The organism is Stutzerimonas kunmingensis (assembly GCF_021432085.1).
In the GTDB taxonomy this organism is placed as follows: domain Bacteria; phylum Pseudomonadota; class Gammaproteobacteria; order Pseudomonadales; family Pseudomonadaceae; genus Stutzerimonas.
Window position 1 is genome coordinate 1,765,730 of sequence record NZ_CP090366.1, and the last position, 15,909, is coordinate 1,781,638.

The window sequence follows — 15,909 nt, forward strand, 5'->3', positions numbered from 1 at the left end:
CAGAGATAACGAATCGAGCGCTGCCTAGACTACAGCACAACCCGCTTACCAACGGAGTGAACCCATGAGTCAGCTACTGCCCAGCCTTGTCGAGCTGGATCAACACGCGCAAGCCGAACCGGAGTTCGCCACCTGGCGTGTAGGTTTCGGGCCGTTCGAGCACGCGCTGGAGACCCAGGCGGCGGTGTTCCGGTTGGCCCATCAGCTGGTACAGGCAGGTCATCAGCCGGATCTGGCCAGTGTTTACCGGCTGCTGCAGGCGGTCGACCGGGTCGCCAGCGCCGGACTCTGGCTGGTGGTGCACATGACCTACGCGCGCCAGGTGCATCTGGACGGTTCGCCGTTGGCTGCCGAGGATTTCAAGCAGAACCCCGAGGGGCATACCGGCGGCGCGCTGAACATGGTGCCGGCCTATGCCGGTTACCTGGCCCTGAATGCACTGACTGGCCGCACCCGCGCCTGGCTGATGGGGCAGGGCCACTGTGTGGCGGCCGTCGATGCGCTCAACCTGCTGACGGGCAACCTGCATCCGGAGCAGGAGCAGGCCTACGCGGGCGGCGAGGCGGGCATGAATCGCCTGCTGCAGGATTTCTACGGGTACGGCCAGGCCGCCGACGGCAGTCCGCTCGCGCCGCTGGGCAGCCATGTCAATCCGCACACCGCCGGCGGCATTGCCGAGGGCGGTTATCTCGGTTTCGCCGAGCTGCAATACGCACACATGCCGCTGCCGGGCGAGACGCTGGTGGCCTTTCTTTCCGATGGCGCGGCGGAAGAGCAGCGCGGCAGTGACTGGATTCCCCGCTGGTGGCGTGCCGAAGATTGCGGCGTCGCGCTGCCGGTGATGATTGCCAACGGGCGGCGAATCGAGCAGCGTACCGCGCTTGGCACCGAGCAGGGGCTCGAGGATTTCCGTCAGCACTTGAGTCAGTGCGGCTTCGACCCGATGCCGTTCGATGGGCGTGACCCTGCTGCTTTCGTCACCACCCTGTGGGAGATGGAGCTGCGCCTGGAGCGACGCGTGGAAGAGAAGGCGCGCGGCATTCTCAACTATCCGCTGCCGATGCCCTACGGCATCGCCGAGACGGTGAAAGGCTTCGGCTTCTATGGTGCCGGCAGCAACGCAGCGCACAACCTGCCATTGCCGGGTAATCCGAGCCGCGATGAGCAGTCACGCGACCTGTTCAACGAGCACGCGGCGCGTCTGTTCGTACCGCAACAGGAGCTGGCTGCTTCACTGGAGCTGTTCACGCGCAGTCGCCAGGGTCGAACGCTGGAGCGCGACAATCCGCTCGCCTCGCGACGCCCGCCTGCGCCGACCATGCCGAAGTTGAACTACCGCGACGACGCCTGTTCACCAATGGCAGCGGTCGATCGTTTCTTCGTCGAGCTGACCGCCGCCAACCCCGCGTTGCGGCCGCGGGTGGGTAATCCTGACGAGCTGGCCAGCAACCGTTTGGGCGGCGTGCTGAAGGCGCTCAAGCATCGCGTCATCGAGCCGGAAAGCGAGCTGGAGGCCGTGGACGGCGCCATCATCACCGCTCTCAACGAGGAGGCGGTGGTATCCGCCTGCCTTGCCAACCAGGGCGGCTTGAATCTGGTGGCGAGCTACGAAGCCTTCTGCGTGAAGATGCTGGGCGTGGTGCGGCAGAGCATTATTTTTTCCCGGCAGCAAAAGGAGATTGGCAGGCCTGCAGGCTGGCTCGGCTGGCCCTTGATCGCGACGTCGCACACCTGGGAAAACGGCAAGAACCAGCAGTCCCACCAAGACACGACCTTCTGCGAGGCGCTGCTCGGAGAGATGAACGACATGGTCCGGGTGCTGTTTCCGGCCGACCACAACAGCGCCCTGGCGCTGCTGCCATCGATCTACCAGGCACGCGGCGAACTGGCCTGCCTGGTCATGCCCAAACGCGACCGGCCGTGCTACTTCGATCAGACCCAGGCCGAGCAGTTGGCGCGCGACGGCGCCATCGTGGTCGAGGAGCAGCCGGGCAACGAGGCATTGCTGCTGATTGCCAACGGCAGCTATCAGCTGGGCGAGATGCTCCGTGCGGCCAAGCGGCTCAAGGAGGCCGACTGCGCTTATCGCCTTGTCTATCTGCAGGAGCCGGGCCGCTTCCGCGGGCCGCGCGATCATTGGGAAGTCGGGGCGCGCGCCAGCGAAGGCGTGGCGGAGCGGTTGTTCCCGGATGCGATGGAAATGCGCGTGCTGTTGACGCACATGCGGCCAGAAGTGGCGCGCGGTCACCTGTGGCCGATTCTGCCGGACGCGCGCAAGAGTTCGGCGCTCGGCTATCGCAACCGCGGAGGTACGCTGGATGAGTTCGGTATGCAGTTCGCCAATCGCGCCAGCTGGGCCAATGTGCTCGCGGCCTGTGCGCGCCTGCGCAATGTGCCGCGCACGGCACTGCTCACCAGGGAAGAGGCTGCCGCTGTAGCTGGCAAAGGTGATCCGCAGATACTGCGGGGCGACGCTTGATAAATAAACCTGGCAGGACGGCGGGCCGTGGCCTGCGCCTGCCAGCGTTCACCTGTTAGCGGTCGCAGTCCGAGGCCTTGTAGCGCTCGCTGGCGATGGGCTTGTTGCTCTGGTACTCGCTGAAGTCATAGCGTAGGACTGCGCCCTGGCTCATCAGCTTGCGTAGTCCTTCATTGCCACAGACGCTAACAGCGAGCTGGCTGCGCACATCGGCCGGGTTATCGCGCATCTGCGCCGCATGCCGCGGCTGTACGCTGAGATGGTTTACCAGCATGTTGTTTTCTACGGTGTAGCCCTGGTCAAGAATGTCTTCGTTGATCGCGCGGGGCGTTCCGACACTGCTTTCGCGGGCGACCTGCTCGAGCAGCTGATTCAGCTGTTGCTCCTGCAGCGAGGCGGCGTGGGCAACGGGGAGGGCGAGGCTCAGAGCGAGCAGGGTGGTCAGACGATACATGGCGGTCTCCTTTTGACTGCGCTATTTCGACCGGCTGCCTGTGGTGCGGTTCATTTAACGGTGCTGGGCAGAAGTCTCGCTGGCGCTGGTAGACTGCCGCGCTTCATCGTCACCCTCGAGTCGATTCATGCCCCATGCCGTAGCCCGTCTGCGCAGCGAACGCCTGGCCAAGAGCCTCAAACCCTTCGTTGCCCGCGGCTCCCGGGCGTCGCGCTGCGAGCGTTGCCGGGTACCATTCAGCCATTGCCTTTGCCCTTGGCTTCCGACGATCGAAAGCGATTGTGGTGTCTGCCTGCTGATGCACGATATCGAGCCGCTCAAGCCTAGCAATACGGGCTGGCTGATTGCCGATGTGGTGCGCGATACCTTCGCCTTCACCTGGCAGCGCACGGACGTGGACCCGCGATTGCTGGCACTGCTGGCCGATCCGCAATGGCAGCCACTGGTGATCTTCCCGGGTGAATACGCCGAGTCGAGGCGGGTGGTCGAGCAAGTTGAGCGGGAGAACGCTAAGCGCCCGCTGTTCGTACTGCTCGATGCCACCTGGACCGAGGCGCGCAAGATGTTTCGCAAGAGCCCTTACCTGGATGGCTTGCCGGTGCTGAGCCTGCGACCGGAGGCGCTGTCGCGCTACCGGCTGCGCCGGTCGACCCGCAGTGACCATCTGTGCACCGCCGAGGTCGCAGCGCTCTGTCTGGATCTGGCTGGAGAGTCGGCCGCGGCGAACACGCTCGATGCCTTGCTCGATGTGTTCACCGAGCACTATCTGGGTGCCAAGTATCATCGCCAGCCGGACCTGCAGAACGCCGCGCATCTGGCATTGAAGCCTGCGCGCTGAACTCGATTGGCCGTCAGGCCTTGGCAGGACTGGCTGTGGTTAGCGGCTCGGCTTTGCGCGGCCAGAGCTGTGCGGCGAGCATGCCGATGAACATCAATACGCAGCCCATGTAGCCGCGCAGCGTCAGGCTTTCCTCAAGGAACAGTGCGCCCGCGATGGCTGCGAACACCGCTTCCAGTGAGAGGATGATCGCCGCATGGGAGGCGATCGCATGCTTCTGCGCAACGACCTGCAGCGTGTAGCCAACCGCAACGGCGAACAATCCGCCATAGATGAGGGCCGGCCCGGCGAGCCAGATGCTGGTCGGCTCGATCTCTTCGAAGATCAATGCCAGCAGCAGGCTGACCACGGCACAGGTGGCGAACTGCAGGAAGGCCAGGCGAATCGCGTCGTGGCGGCTGACGAAGAAGCTCACCAGCAGCACATGCAGGCCCCAGACGAAGGCGCCGGCCAACTGGATCCAGTCACCAGAGGCAACGGTGAAATCCTCGCCGATGCTCAGCAGCGCCATGCCGGCAACGGCGAGAAAGGCGCCGACCCAGGTTCCGAGGCCTGTCCTGTGGCCAATGATCAGTCCCAGCAGTGGCACCACGATCACGTACAGGCCAGTGATGAATCCTGAGTTGGTCACGCTGGTAAACAGCAGGCCGACCTGCTGCAGGTTGATTCCCACGGTCAGCGCAAGCCCCATGCTCAGGCCGCCGAGCAGCAGGCCACGCTGCAGAAAGGGTTCGTGCCGGGCTTTGGTGCGGCCCTGGTAGATCACCAGTGGCAGCAGCGCGAGAGCGCCCAGGGCGAAGCGCAGGCCGGTAAATAGAAACGGGCCGATGTTGTCCATGCCGATGCGTTGGGCGACAAAGGCCGTGCCCCAGATCATGGCGGTGATCAGCATCAGGAAGTCGGCGCGGAGGGCTTGGCTACGCATGTTTCGGCTCGGTCGGGAAAAGTCGCAGACTTTGCTACAAAGCGCCGCGCTTGACCACTTATTCATGGGTGGGCATGCTTGCGCCGCTTGATTTGTTGTGGCGGGCGGCCGATATTCGGTCTGGCCGGCCGAAAATTTCACATCGGACCATCCCCGGAGCGTTGACTCGGGGTTTCTGCCGTCATCTTGTCGGCATCGGCTGCTCAAGCCGATGAAAAAGCGCCAATAAAAACTACAGGTCTGCCAATGGCTGCTTATGAAATAATCATTGCCGATGATCACCCGCTTTTCCGCAGCGCGCTGCAACAGGCGCTCACCATGGGGCTAGGGGAAAACGTACGTCTGGTGGAAGCGGCCAGCATCGCCGAACTGGAAAGCCTTCTAAATCAGGGCGCCGATTGGGATCTGGTGCTGCTGGATCTGAACATGCCTGGAGCCTATGGTTTCTCGGGGTTGGTACTGCTGAGGGGGCAGTATCCGCATCTACCGGTAGTCATGATCTCGGCACAGGAGGACGCAGCGGTCGTTGCGCGCTCCCGTGAGTTCGGTGCCAGCGGTTTCATTCCCAAGTCCAGTTCTCTGGAAACCATCCAGGAAGCGGTACGTGCTGTTTTGGATGGCGATGTCTGGTGGCCTAGCAACATCCAGGATGTGGCCAACGTCAGCGATGAGGCCAAGGCCGCCAGCGCCGGGCTTGCCAGCCTGACGCCGCAACAGTTCCGAGTGCTGACCATGGTCTGTGACGGGCTGTTGAACAAGCAGATCGCCTACGAACTGAGCGTTTCCGAAGCGACCATCAAGGCCCACGTTACCGCTATCTTCCGCAAGCTCGGCGTGCGTACCCGCACCCAGGCAGCGCTGTTGCTGCAGCAGATGGGTTCCATTCCCACCAGTTGACGCCAGATATGGGCTCAGGCGATCGGCGGCAGCTGGATTTCATCGCTGCGGCGCACGCCTGAGGTCAGGGCGCGGCACTGTTCGACGAACTCAAGCATGGCCGCGGTCTGATACTTGTGCGAATGCCATATGAAGTAGAACTGGCGGCGCAGGTCCAGCTCGGGCGTCGCCACCGGTACCAGGCTGCCACGGCGAAAGGCGTCACGCAGCGCCAGTCGAGAAATACAGCCGATCCCCAGTCCCGACTCCACCGCGCGTTTGATCGCTTCGGTGTGCTCCAGCTCGAGCCGCACGTTCAGCTTGCCTGGCCGATGTCGCACAGCCTGTTCGAAGGTCATCCGCGTGCCGGAGCCCTGCTCGCGGAGAATCCACGCTTCGCTGGTCAGCTCGTCCAGGCCCACCTCGCCGCGCCCGGCCAGCGGGTGCTGCGGCGCGCAGAACACCACCAGCTCATCTTCGATCCACGGCTGGACCTCAAGGTCCGGGTGCTGGCAATCACCTTCGATCAAACCCAGATCAAGTTCGTGTTGCGCGATCTGATGCACGATGTGCGCAGTGTTGTGTACGTGCAGCTTCACTCGGCATTCCGGGTGGCGCTGCATGAAGCTGCCAATCAGCAACGTGGCGAGGTAATTGCCGATCGTCAGCGTCGCACCGACCGCCAGTGAGCCGAAGCCGCTCTTGCCGTTGAGCAGATCCTCGATGGCGCGTGCCTGATCGAGCAGGGCAACTGCCTGCGGCAGCAGCTGTTGTCCGAGCGCGTTCAAGCAGAGCCTTTTGCCGGCTCGGTCGAAGAGCTGGCAGCCGGACTGGCGTTCCAGTTCGGCCAGCGACGTACTGGTTGCAGACTGTGACAACGATAGGCTCTCGGCTGCGCGCGACACGCTTTCCTGGCGGGCGACAGCGGCAAACACTTCGATCTGGCGGAGAGTAAAATGCATATCTATATAACCGATAACCTATATCTTTATTATCCAGTTAACGAATAAAGACGCCATCGCTAGACTGGCGCCACGTAACGACGCCCGTCGCGACACCACGAGGAATTCGTAGCATGAGCAATCTGAACGTAGAGCGCGTTCTCAGTGTGCACCATTGGAACGACACGCTGTTCAGCTTCAAGACCACCCGCAATGCAGGCTTGCGCTTCGAGAACGGCCAGTTCGTCATGATCGGCCTAGAGGTCGAGGGCCGTCCGCTGATGCGCGCCTACAGTATCGCCAGTCCCAACTACGAAGAGTATCTGGAGTTCTTCAGCATCAAGGTGCAGAACGGCCCGCTGACTTCTCGACTGCAGCACCTGCAGGAAGGCGACCAGATCATGGTCAGCCGCAAGCCAACCGGAACACTGGTGCTCGACGATCTGTTGCCTGGCAAGCATCTTTACCTGCTCAGCACCGGCACGGGCCTGGCGCCATTCATGAGTGTCATCCAGGACCCGGAAACCTACGAGCGCTTCGAAAAAGTCGTGCTGGTGCATGGTGTTCGCTACGCAAACGAAGTCGCCTATCGTGAATTCATCACCGAGCACCTGCCGCAGAACGAGTTCTTTGGTGAGGCGGTGAAAGAAAAACTGATCTATTACCCGACTGTGACGCGCGAGCCTTTCGAGAATCAGGGCCGCCTGACCGAGCTGATGCGCAGCGGCAAACTGTTCAGCGACATCGGCCTGCCTCCGATCAATCCGCAGGACGATCGCGCGATGATTTGCGGCAGCCCGAGCATGCTGGACGAAACCAGCCAGGTGCTGGACAGCTTCGGTCTGAGCGTCTCGCCGCGGATGGGCGATCCCGGGCACTACCTGATCGAACGCGCATTCGTCGAGAAGTAGCGCATCCGCTCCACGCCGCCGCCTCGCGCGGCGGCTATCCCGGTGCGGTCTGGCATCAGACGTAGGCGGCGCAGCACTTCTTCACATTCTGGCACAATCCACCCATTCAGCAGGGAGGGTGCATTGTGTCTGCCATTCAAAAGCCTCGGGCTTACTCATACATTCGATTTTCAAACGCTACGCAGGCAGCGGGGGACAGCTACAGGCGGCAGCGTGACGAAGCAGAAAAGTATTGTGCTCAGCACGGCTTAGAGCTGGTGGACGCCAAGGAATACAGTTTCTTCGATCAGGGTAAATCAGCGTACAAGGCTCGACACCTTGACGATACGGGCGAGCTTGCTCGATTCCTGTCCTATGTGCAGGACGGCACCATTCCCAAGGGCAGCACCCTTCTTGTCGAATCTCTCGACCGTCTCAGCCGGGAGCGTGTGAAAGACGCTCTACCGCGTTTTCTTGACCTGCTGAATCAAGGAATTAACGTGGTCACTCTGGCAGATGGCAGGCTCTACACATCGCAGTACAACGAACTCGACCTGATTATCAGTATCGTGCAGATGAGCAGGGCACACGAAGAATCAGCCACCAAAGGCAAACGTGTGTCGGCAGCTTGGCGACGTAAGCAAGCAAGCGCCCGCACAGAATCAGTGCCTATCGGCAAGCTCCGTCCCCTATGGCTGGATTACACCCCAGATGGGTATGTGCCCATTCCTGAACGTGTAGAAGTGGTACAGCGCATCTACAAGCTTGCTCAGGACGGGTATGGACACAGGGCGATAGCGGCTCAGCTTAATCAAAGTGGTGTCCCTTCCTTCAGTGCGGACAGGAAGAACGCTTCCGGGTTGTGGGCAAACAGCAGCATTGCTCGGATGCTGTGTAATCGGTCCGTGCTTGGTGAATATCAGCCGCACCAATTCATTGAAGGTAAGCGTGTCCCTGTCGGAGCACCTATCCCCGGCTTCTATCCGCCGATCATCACTGAAGACGAGTTCTATGCGGCTCAGCAGGCGGTTTCGTCCCGTCGCCAGTCGCAGGCTACAAAGCCCGGTAAGCGGTTCAACGTCTGGCAGGGTGTGTCGCAGTGCGGCATATGTGCAGGACCAATGCACATCAGCAAGCGGGGAAACTCTCGCATCCTAAGATGCTTTCGAAACATCCAAGGTCTGTGCCCAGCCAAGCCGGTGCTGTTGCCACGTAGTGAAGAGGTGTTCCGGGAAATATTGGCAAAGGTCGATAGCCTATCCCTGGTGCAGAGCAATCAAGGAAAGCTACAGCATCAGATTGCTGTGTGTGATGGGAAGATCGCTGAGACGAGAGAACGCCTCGAATCTCTACAGGCTCAGATTCTGAATCTAAGTGGTTCACTTCCCGCGTCAATCATCACAGTGATGCAGCGTCTTGAAGATGACCTATCCCAGCACCAGCAAGAGCGCGAGGCGCTGAGAGAGGACATTGCTCGGGAGCAGATCATAGATAAAGAAGAATTCTTCTCCCGGCTCGACCTTGTGTCATATGAGGGACGGGCACGCGCTAATAGCTTGCTGAAAAGTCTTGGTGTGCAAGTTGCTATCGAACGGGTAGGGGAGGCGAGAGGAAAGAAGGCACCAGTGCACTACAGCATCGTGGTGGCTGAGAAGTATGGGTTTGCATTCACTGATTACAGCGGACAGCTTGAGTTCTTGCCGTTGTCGTCCCCCACCTTGGAACTGGCGCTACAGCAGGGAGAGGCGATCCCCAGTGCCGTGCGAGCGCACGTCCTTGCACGAGAACATCTGATTGCGCAGGAAGAGCAGGAGCGCACGCGGCTAACTGCCCTCACCAAAATTCATAGCTTTAAAGAGATTGCAGAGCTGGAAGGGATCAGTGTTCGGGAGGTGAAACGCCGTATCGAGGGGAGGAGGGGCTAAACGCGGATCAGAACAGGGGATTTAGTAGGGGTTTTCACCCCTTAAAAACGCGATAGGGTTTTCAATGAATCCGTTTGCATCTGAGCATTACCGTGCGTTTAAGGCTTAGTTTTCCCTACTATCTCTGGAAGGCTCACAAGAGCAACTAAAGGTCAATACTTTAATTGACAAAATCGAACTATTGTGAAACAATCCCCGCCTTCCTTGAAACTGGTGGGTAAAGCGTGGTGGCGAAAGCTTCCTGCGCCAGACAGCGACGGTTTCTCGTATTAATCGGCTATCGTGAGTGTGGGTAAAGCCGATGCGTTCTCTCAACGCCCTGTCAGGTATCAGCACCTGTGTGAAATGCACGAGAGCAAGTTATGGCGGCTGATTGTCCATAACCCGAAGGCGACTACACCACCCGTTGTAGATCGTAGGAGGCGGATACACACCGCCCCACTAACCTCATCCCAATCTGCACAACGCTTAATTGCGTATACGGGCGGGCTTTGGTCGGACTTTAGGAAAAAGAGCTTACTGACTTCTAATGCGCTGTGCCGTAGCAGGCACTACCCGACTAAGGGGAATGGCGTTTGAAGTTGGTAGGGCTTTCTTTTTCCGAAGTTCCTTCCTAAACCCATCTGCACATATACTGCATCTACTAAGAATACAAGATAAAATACATAAGAATATCTAAGCTGTAACCGTGATGTTCTGTGCCTCCTGCACTACCGAATATGAAATAATTATAAAATAGTTGTTTTAACTATAGACAAAAACCGCATTTAGGGTGTATAATTATAGTGAAGGAAGGGAGAAAATAAATATTAAACTTTTTCCCCCTCTTTATGTGACTTCTCCTATTTTCTAAGCGTCTAAGTAGTATATCCCGGAAAACATACCCCACTCTTGTGGGTTTTGTCGTGTCTACAGTTTGTGTTCCTCTCCTCACTGGGTTCTGACATATGATCTGGTGAGGAATTAAAAGAAGCTCCCGGCTTCTCTGTCAGAGTAAGAGCAGGGTTTTCCCTGTCTGGCAGTTCTTCTACGTGTGGTGCATTTCTTCTTCTTGCTGCGCTACACATCTTATAGGCATACAGCTCTCTTTTCCTTGGGTTGTATGCCTCTTTTTTACCCAAGATTCAAAAATCTTTAAATATCCTAAGTTTTTAAGGAGCTATACCTATGCCCGCAATTGAGATTACAAGGCACTGCATCTGGTGCAATGCGAAGATGAAAACAAAACGAGCGGACAAGCGCGTCTGCTCTTCCAAGTGTCAAAACGAAATGTCATACGTCCACCGCCGTGATTATGGCTGGCTGACTAACGAAGAGTTTAGACAAGTTATCCATAACCATATGGAAAACGGAACACACATCAATCCAGATCATCCGCTGGCTAAGCTTGACGCTGCCCTGGCTGATTTTATCCGAGCCACCACAGCAGTGATTGAAGCTGCTACAGAACAAGAAGAAGGAGTATTTAATGCCTAAATGCGTAATGTGCAATACCGAGCTTACAGGCCGATCAGACCAGTTCCTTTGCAGCAACCGATGCACCCTACAAAGATTCAGGCTTCGACAGAAAGCAACACAAGACTTCAAAGACCTGCTTATTAAAATCAAGTCCAAAGAAGCTCTAAACCTTCTTGTGCAAGATTTACAGAATATGCTTGCAGAAGAACGAGTAAACGCAGACTGAAACACAGCATTTACTACTGTTTTTAATGCTGTAAATCAACGATCCCGGCAACACCATCCCAACACCCTAATTCATATCAAACATCGTTTGACGGGATTTTATTGCCTATAGAAAGGAGAAACGACAATTGCGACAAACAATGTATCTGGGCACTCAGTGCTATCAGAAAGAAAGCTTCTTGCTACAGGTTGAGCTGTTAGCACGACTGGAAGTAGAAGCAAAGCAACACAACCAATCACCATCTGAATACCTAAACACAATTCTACATAAGGAGCTTAACCAATGATGTTTGACAAAGAACGTGACACACGAATCAAAGTAATCATCCCGACTGAGTGGTTTGAAAAAGCCAAAGACCTTGGCGTCGATATCAGTTTACAGGCTCTGGCACACAAGTTGATTAGGCAGCACCTGACCCATCTGGAACTGAAACAAGAGCTTGCCCGAGTGAATGCACTCGGCGGAGGTGGAGATATTCCCGAGTCCTCCAGCGGACACGGGTGAGTCCTTAAACGGACCCGCACCGAGTCCATAAACGGACTGTAGATAGATAGAGAATACAGATAGAAAAGAAAGATAGAAATATTAGAGTCCTTCTTTAATCTTAATGTTTACTCAATGTCCGATTAGCTGGTCTTCGACCGAACGCCAATCAGACATTAGATACAGTGCATTCGAACGCTACGCATTCTCTGTGCACCGTATTAGCAAGAGCACAAGCAAAAGCTTGGTTTGTATTTGGTTTACTAATTGTTTGTGCAAGAGCCTTCGGCTCCCTACCATTTTTGTTGTGTGCAAGATCGTAGATCAGTCAAATCAAATCCCCGTGTCCGTTTACGGACTCACATTGAAATGAGGTAAAAAATGAGAACTCACCTGTCCGAGAGAGCGAGTCGCGAACTCATACAGATTATGGAACATTACGGGTTCAACTCAACGAACCACACGCTAAACATTATGATCGGAAATCTTTACAAAGCACTAAATCTTAAACCCAAACACGAGGTGAATAACAATGCAAGCGAACAACCAACACAACACCACTGAACAGTTCCTGAAGCTTCCCTATGATGTGCTTGATGCCACTGGCTTCATCGCCAAGGGTGGAGAGATAGTCAACATCACTCTTCAACAGAAGATTGTTTATTGCTGGATGAAACAACGCTGTGAGTTCTTTGCTAAGGACGGACGCGAATACTTTGACAATGTGGATGACATTGCCGACAGCCTGAAGATCAATCGTAAAACCGTATTGGGTGCCATTCAGTTCTTTAGGGACAACGGCGTTCTGATCGCGGACAAAAAGCCTTTGGGTGGTGCACGGGAGAAGTGGGTGTTTAAACGCTTCTGCGACATATCCTTTGTGAACACCAAGGACAAGGAGAAAGCCCCTGTACAGGCCAAGGAGCAGCCCACACAAGCCCCCCAGGAGCTTGCAGCCCCGACAATAGATGACTTCGTGCCTGCTGGTGCTGAATGGGCCTCTGAGGCTGTGCCAATGGACGCATACGACGACTTTATGCCCGAGCCTGAAGACGATGGCTCCTATGCTGATGCCCTTAGCTACAGCGAGCTGGAAACGATAGAACAGCCTGTATCTGTATCTGTGCCAGCGGCTAAGCAATTATCCGCATCAGGAATCGACCTGAGCACGTTGCCTGATATCTGCTACGAGCGGAACGGCAGTATTAATGATCGTATGTGGGATTGGCTGGAGACTCGCGGCTTCTATGTCGGCGATTTTCAAGGTAGTTGTCGCGTGAGCGTGTCACGCTGCCTTTGATGTTTGCTGCAGTACCGCTTCCCGCTCCGGGTTCAGGCACACGATTGGTGCCAGCACCCAGTTCCTGATGTTGCCGCTCCAGCGCTCCGGGTGCCGTGCACGCGCCGCCTCGTACAGCTCGATACGCTTGCGCAGCAACTCTTCCGCCTGGCCAGTATGTCGCTGCGCCGGGGTCACGAACTTCAGGGCGCTGTGGCGATGTTCATGGTTGTACCAGGCCACGAAGCTGTTCACCCAGTTCCTGGCCTGCTCCAGCGTGTCGAAGGGCCGCTCCGGCCACAGCGGGCAGTACTTCGCCGTGCGGAACAAGGCCTCGGCATAGGCGTTGTCATTGCTCACCCGCGGGCGGCTGAACGAGGGCATCACACCCAGGTTCTGCATGGCCGCCAGCATGGTCGAGCCCTTCATCGCGCTGCCGTTGTCCGAGTGCAGTACCAGCGGCTGGCCTGCCCGCTGTTCACGTAGGCAGGCCTGGCGTAGCAGCTGGGCGGCCTGCTCGGCGCTTTCACTTTCATGCACCTCGTTGGCCACCAGCTTCCGGCTGTAGACGTCCTTGATCATGTACCAGTAGAAGTAACGGCCCTTGACCGTGGTCGGCAGCCAGGTGATGTCCCAGCACCACAGCTGGTTCGGGCCGTCGGCCACATGGGTCGTCAGCGCTCGTTTCACCGGTGGGCGGCTACGGCCGCGCGGATGCTGCTGTTCGGCGTCCTTCAGCAACCGGTAAAAGGTCGACTCCGAGGCCAGCCAGGTGCCCTGATCGGCCAGCCGCGCCACGATCTGCTGCGGCGGCAGGCTGGCAAACTCGGGCTGGTTGGCGACCTCCAGCACGCGGCGGCGCTCTTGCGGGGTCAGCTTGTTGGCCGGCTCAGCTCGCTGTGCCGAAGGACGCCGATCCTCCGGGCAGTGCTGCCAGCGCTGCAGGCTGCGCAGCGACAGGCCCAGTTCGGCGCAGGCCTGCGCCCGCCGCGCTCCCGCCGCCACGGCGTCCTCGATCAACTGCAGCGTTTCACGGCGATCCGGGGCGCTGATCATTCGTCCTCGTCCTTCCCCCAGAGCGCCTCGGCTTTTTTTCGCAACACCAGCAGAGCCGCGGTTTCTGCCAGCGCCGCATCCTTGCGCCGCAGTTCACGCTCCAGCTGCTTGATGCGCTTCTTCGCGGCCTTTTCCTCTTCGCGTTCGCGCCGGGTCTTGATCGGCTGAGCCAGGCTGTTGGCCTGCTCGCAGGCTTCGCGCCAGGCGTTGATCTGCTCGACATACAGGCCTTTGCGCCGGCAGTACTCCGCCAGCTCAGCCGCATTGAGGCTGGCGCTTTCCAGCACCACCCGAAACTTGTCCTGGCTCGACCACTGGTCGGCCTGCTGTCCATCTCCCGGCACCACTGCTCCCGCTGCTCTGGCCTGTTTGCGCCAAGCATACAGGGTGGCATCAGTAATGCCTGTCGCTTCCACCAGCTCCGGCACCGTCCGGTTCAAGGGCGGCATCATCTGCCGCACCACCCACTCCCGATGCTCTATCGAATAACGCGCCACACGGCTCTCACTTCCGCCCACCGACCAAGACTCATCGAATCAACTCACACGACAACTATCCTGACGCGGCGGGATGTTGAAGACCCAGATAATTGTATCGTGCACTTGAATGGCACTCGCTATGCCTTCATAGGCCGACAGTTTGAAGTGTGCACCAAACAAGTAGAGGAAGAGGAATTTAGCCCGTTCTAAATAGCTATTTACTACGGAAAAACGCTTCTGTTTTAAACGATCTGCTACAAACCCTCCCCCACACTGGGGCAGAACAAGCAACAAACAACCCTTAAAACATCAACGAATTTGATTCATTCCGAGTCAATGCCGCAGGTATCCATTGCCTGCAATTTATATAAACCATAAAAGAGGAAACACAATATGACAACTAAACAACACGTCCAACAGCCGATGGTCTTCTCTCCTGAAGTATTGGCAGAACGTCAGGCTAAAGCAATCGAACGCTACAAAGGTTCTCACGCAGCCTGCCAGCAGGTAGATGAGCCAATCCTGATTCGATACACAGAAAAAGTTATTGATCTTATTTCTCAAGGTTACACATTCAACACCAAGCTTCCTTGCCGTTCTGGCCCTAATATCTATGCGGCTTATTTTACAAAGCCAGCAGCTATGCAAGAACAAGAGATTGAAGCCATCAAGCTTGAAGTAGAAGAAAAATACAAAGCTGAGATTGAAGCTTTCAACGCTGAGCAAGAGTCCATCCTTGCAGAGCAGTTGTATCAGGCTCAAGTGGCTAAAGAGCGAAAGGCAGCTGAAGAGAAAGAGCACAAGGCTCGGGAGGCTGCCAAGAAGGAAGCCGCTGACTACTTCGCTTCCATTAAGGAGGGCAAATAATATGCCTCTGAACATCAAAGCATTTGAACGCGCTATGAAACGAGCAGCAGAAGAAAAGAAAAAAGCTTCTTTGTCCGCTCCTGCTCCGGCTCCTGTAGCTGCTAAAGCTCCTATAGCTCCCAAGAAAGAAGAGCCTGCTCTGAAGAGCAATTTGACGGAAGAGGAAATCCAATATTATTGCAACCTCATCCACGAGGCTAACGCCCGCTCTCCAAGTCATCCCAACAACACAACCAATCGCATCATTCGGGAAAGGTTGGAAGCAATGGGCCTTCAGCCTAACGACTAACAAGGACAGGGGGCGCAATGCCCCCTTCTTTTCAAAGGAAAGAAACAATGATCTACAGCGTTTTAACAATCTCCCCTCTGCCTTTCAGCTCTCCTCACGAAGTGAAGACAACGGTTAGCGAGTATCTGAAAAGCATCTCAAGCATCAAGGGCAGTCAATGGCAATTGAATGACAGGACAGGCAAACAAAGCGTCATAGTTGCTGTTGATGCTGGCTCCCTTCCATTCAATGAGAACGACTTATTCAGGAACACTCGATCAGGCACCGTCTGTATCTGCTCTATCCCGCCTATCAATGATAAATGGCAGTTTGATAATTTCCTGAGCACATACGGCACACACTTCCTACAAGACTACATTTCCCTTCTGCCCGATCTTCCGGGCTATCCAAGCATCCCCCCTCTTCAGGGCGGATTCTGGAACAACACAAACAAAGGATAAGATA

General features: G+C 56.7%; 15 protein-coding genes. 11 read left to right on the forward strand and 4 right to left on the reverse strand.

Annotation, left to right across the window (positions count from 1 at the left end; translation table 11 throughout):
* The first annotated feature begins 64 nt into the window (after window positions 1-64).
* On the forward strand, window positions 65-2,479 hold the full coding sequence (locus LW136_RS08415) for a phosphoketolase family protein (RefSeq protein ID WP_234174961.1): 2,415 nt from the start codon (window positions 65-67) through the stop codon (window positions 2,477-2,479).
* A gap of 55 nt (window positions 2,480-2,534) precedes the next feature.
* Here the strand turns inward: LW136_RS08415 and LW136_RS08420 are convergent, their stop codons facing one another.
* Window positions 2,535-2,933 (reverse strand): PA3611 family quorum-sensing-regulated virulence factor, encoded by a 399-nt coding sequence (locus LW136_RS08420; protein ID WP_014819882.1) that lies wholly within the window; start codon window positions 2,931-2,933, stop codon window positions 2,535-2,537.
* Between the two features lie 127 nt (window positions 2,934-3,060).
* Here LW136_RS08420 and LW136_RS08425 point away from each other — a divergent pair, with 127 nt between their 5' ends.
* A complete protein-coding gene (locus LW136_RS08425) occupies window positions 3,061-3,771 on the forward strand; it encodes a tRNA-uridine aminocarboxypropyltransferase (protein WP_090519008.1) in 711 nt (236 codons plus the stop codon).
* A gap of 13 nt (window positions 3,772-3,784) precedes the next feature.
* Here the strand turns inward: LW136_RS08425 and LW136_RS08430 are convergent, their stop codons facing one another.
* Window positions 3,785-4,696: a DMT family transporter gene (locus LW136_RS08430; protein WP_014819884.1), complete on the reverse strand. Its 912-nt coding sequence runs from the start codon at window positions 4,694-4,696 to the stop codon at window positions 3,785-3,787.
* Window positions 4,697-4,942: 246 nt separating this feature from the next.
* Between LW136_RS08430 and erdR the strand changes: the two genes are divergently transcribed.
* Complete coding sequence (erdR, locus tag LW136_RS08435; RefSeq protein ID WP_003299411.1) at window positions 4,943-5,593, forward strand: response regulator transcription factor ErdR; 651 nt, start codon at window positions 4,943-4,945, stop codon at window positions 5,591-5,593.
* Between the two features lie 14 nt (window positions 5,594-5,607).
* Here the strand turns inward: erdR and LW136_RS08440 are convergent, their stop codons facing one another.
* Window positions 5,608-6,534, reverse strand: coding sequence for a LysR family transcriptional regulator (locus tag LW136_RS08440; protein WP_014819885.1), 927 nt, complete (start codon window positions 6,532-6,534; stop codon window positions 5,608-5,610).
* A gap of 113 nt (window positions 6,535-6,647) precedes the next feature.
* Between LW136_RS08440 and fpr the strand changes: the two genes are divergently transcribed.
* The 5 genes from fpr (at window position 6,648) to LW136_RS08465 (ending at window position 12,795) form a co-directional block, all read left to right on the forward strand.
* Window positions 6,648-7,424, forward strand: a complete 777-nt coding sequence (gene fpr, locus LW136_RS08445; RefSeq protein WP_014819886.1) for a ferredoxin-NADP reductase — start codon at window positions 6,648-6,650, stop codon at window positions 7,422-7,424.
* Between the two features lie 125 nt (window positions 7,425-7,549).
* Window positions 7,550-9,328 carry a recombinase family protein gene (locus tag LW136_RS08450; RefSeq protein WP_234174962.1) on the forward strand — a complete coding sequence of 593 codons (1,779 nt, stop codon included), beginning with the start codon at window positions 7,550-7,552 and terminating at the stop codon, window positions 9,326-9,328.
* A 1,167-nt stretch (window positions 9,329-10,495) separates the two neighbouring features.
* A complete protein-coding gene (locus LW136_RS08455) occupies window positions 10,496-10,804 on the forward strand; it encodes a hypothetical protein (protein ID WP_234174963.1) in 309 nt (102 codons plus the stop codon).
* A 490-nt stretch (window positions 10,805-11,294) separates the two neighbouring features.
* Window positions 11,295-11,516, forward strand: a complete 222-nt coding sequence (locus tag LW136_RS08460; protein WP_234174964.1) for a hypothetical protein — start codon at window positions 11,295-11,297, stop codon at window positions 11,514-11,516.
* 511 nt (window positions 11,517-12,027) lie between these two features.
* Window positions 12,028-12,795, forward strand: a complete 768-nt coding sequence (locus tag LW136_RS08465) for a hypothetical protein (RefSeq protein ID WP_234174965.1) — start codon at window positions 12,028-12,030, stop codon at window positions 12,793-12,795.
* On the opposite strand, the gene LW136_RS08470 is transcribed toward LW136_RS08465, so the two are convergent.
* Window positions 12,781-14,327 (reverse strand): IS3 family transposase gene (locus LW136_RS08470; protein ID WP_086937305.1). Its coding sequence is split into 2 segments (ribosomal slippage): window positions 12,781-13,841 and window positions 13,841-14,327, totalling 1,548 coding nucleotides; the frame shifts between segments, so codons are not numbered across the junction. The genes LW136_RS08465 and LW136_RS08470 overlap by 15 nt on opposite strands.
* Before the next feature lie 375 nt (window positions 14,328-14,702).
* On the opposite strand from LW136_RS08470, the gene LW136_RS08475 reads away from it, so the two are divergent.
* From LW136_RS08475 to LW136_RS08485, 3 genes are read left to right on the forward strand one after another with little or no spacing between them, the layout of a single operon-like run.
* Window positions 14,703-15,176 (forward strand): hypothetical protein, encoded by a 474-nt coding sequence (locus LW136_RS08475; RefSeq protein ID WP_234174966.1) that lies wholly within the window; start codon window positions 14,703-14,705, stop codon window positions 15,174-15,176.
* 1 nt (window position 15,177) lies between these two features.
* Complete coding sequence (locus LW136_RS08480; RefSeq protein ID WP_234174967.1) at window positions 15,178-15,465, forward strand: hypothetical protein; 288 nt, start codon at window positions 15,178-15,180, stop codon at window positions 15,463-15,465.
* A 47-nt stretch (window positions 15,466-15,512) separates the two neighbouring features.
* The gene (locus LW136_RS08485) at window positions 15,513-15,905 is read left to right on the forward strand and encodes a hypothetical protein (RefSeq protein WP_234174968.1); all 393 of its coding nucleotides are present in this window, start codon (window positions 15,513-15,515) and stop codon (window positions 15,903-15,905) included.
* Window positions 15,906-15,909: the final 4 nt, after the last annotated feature.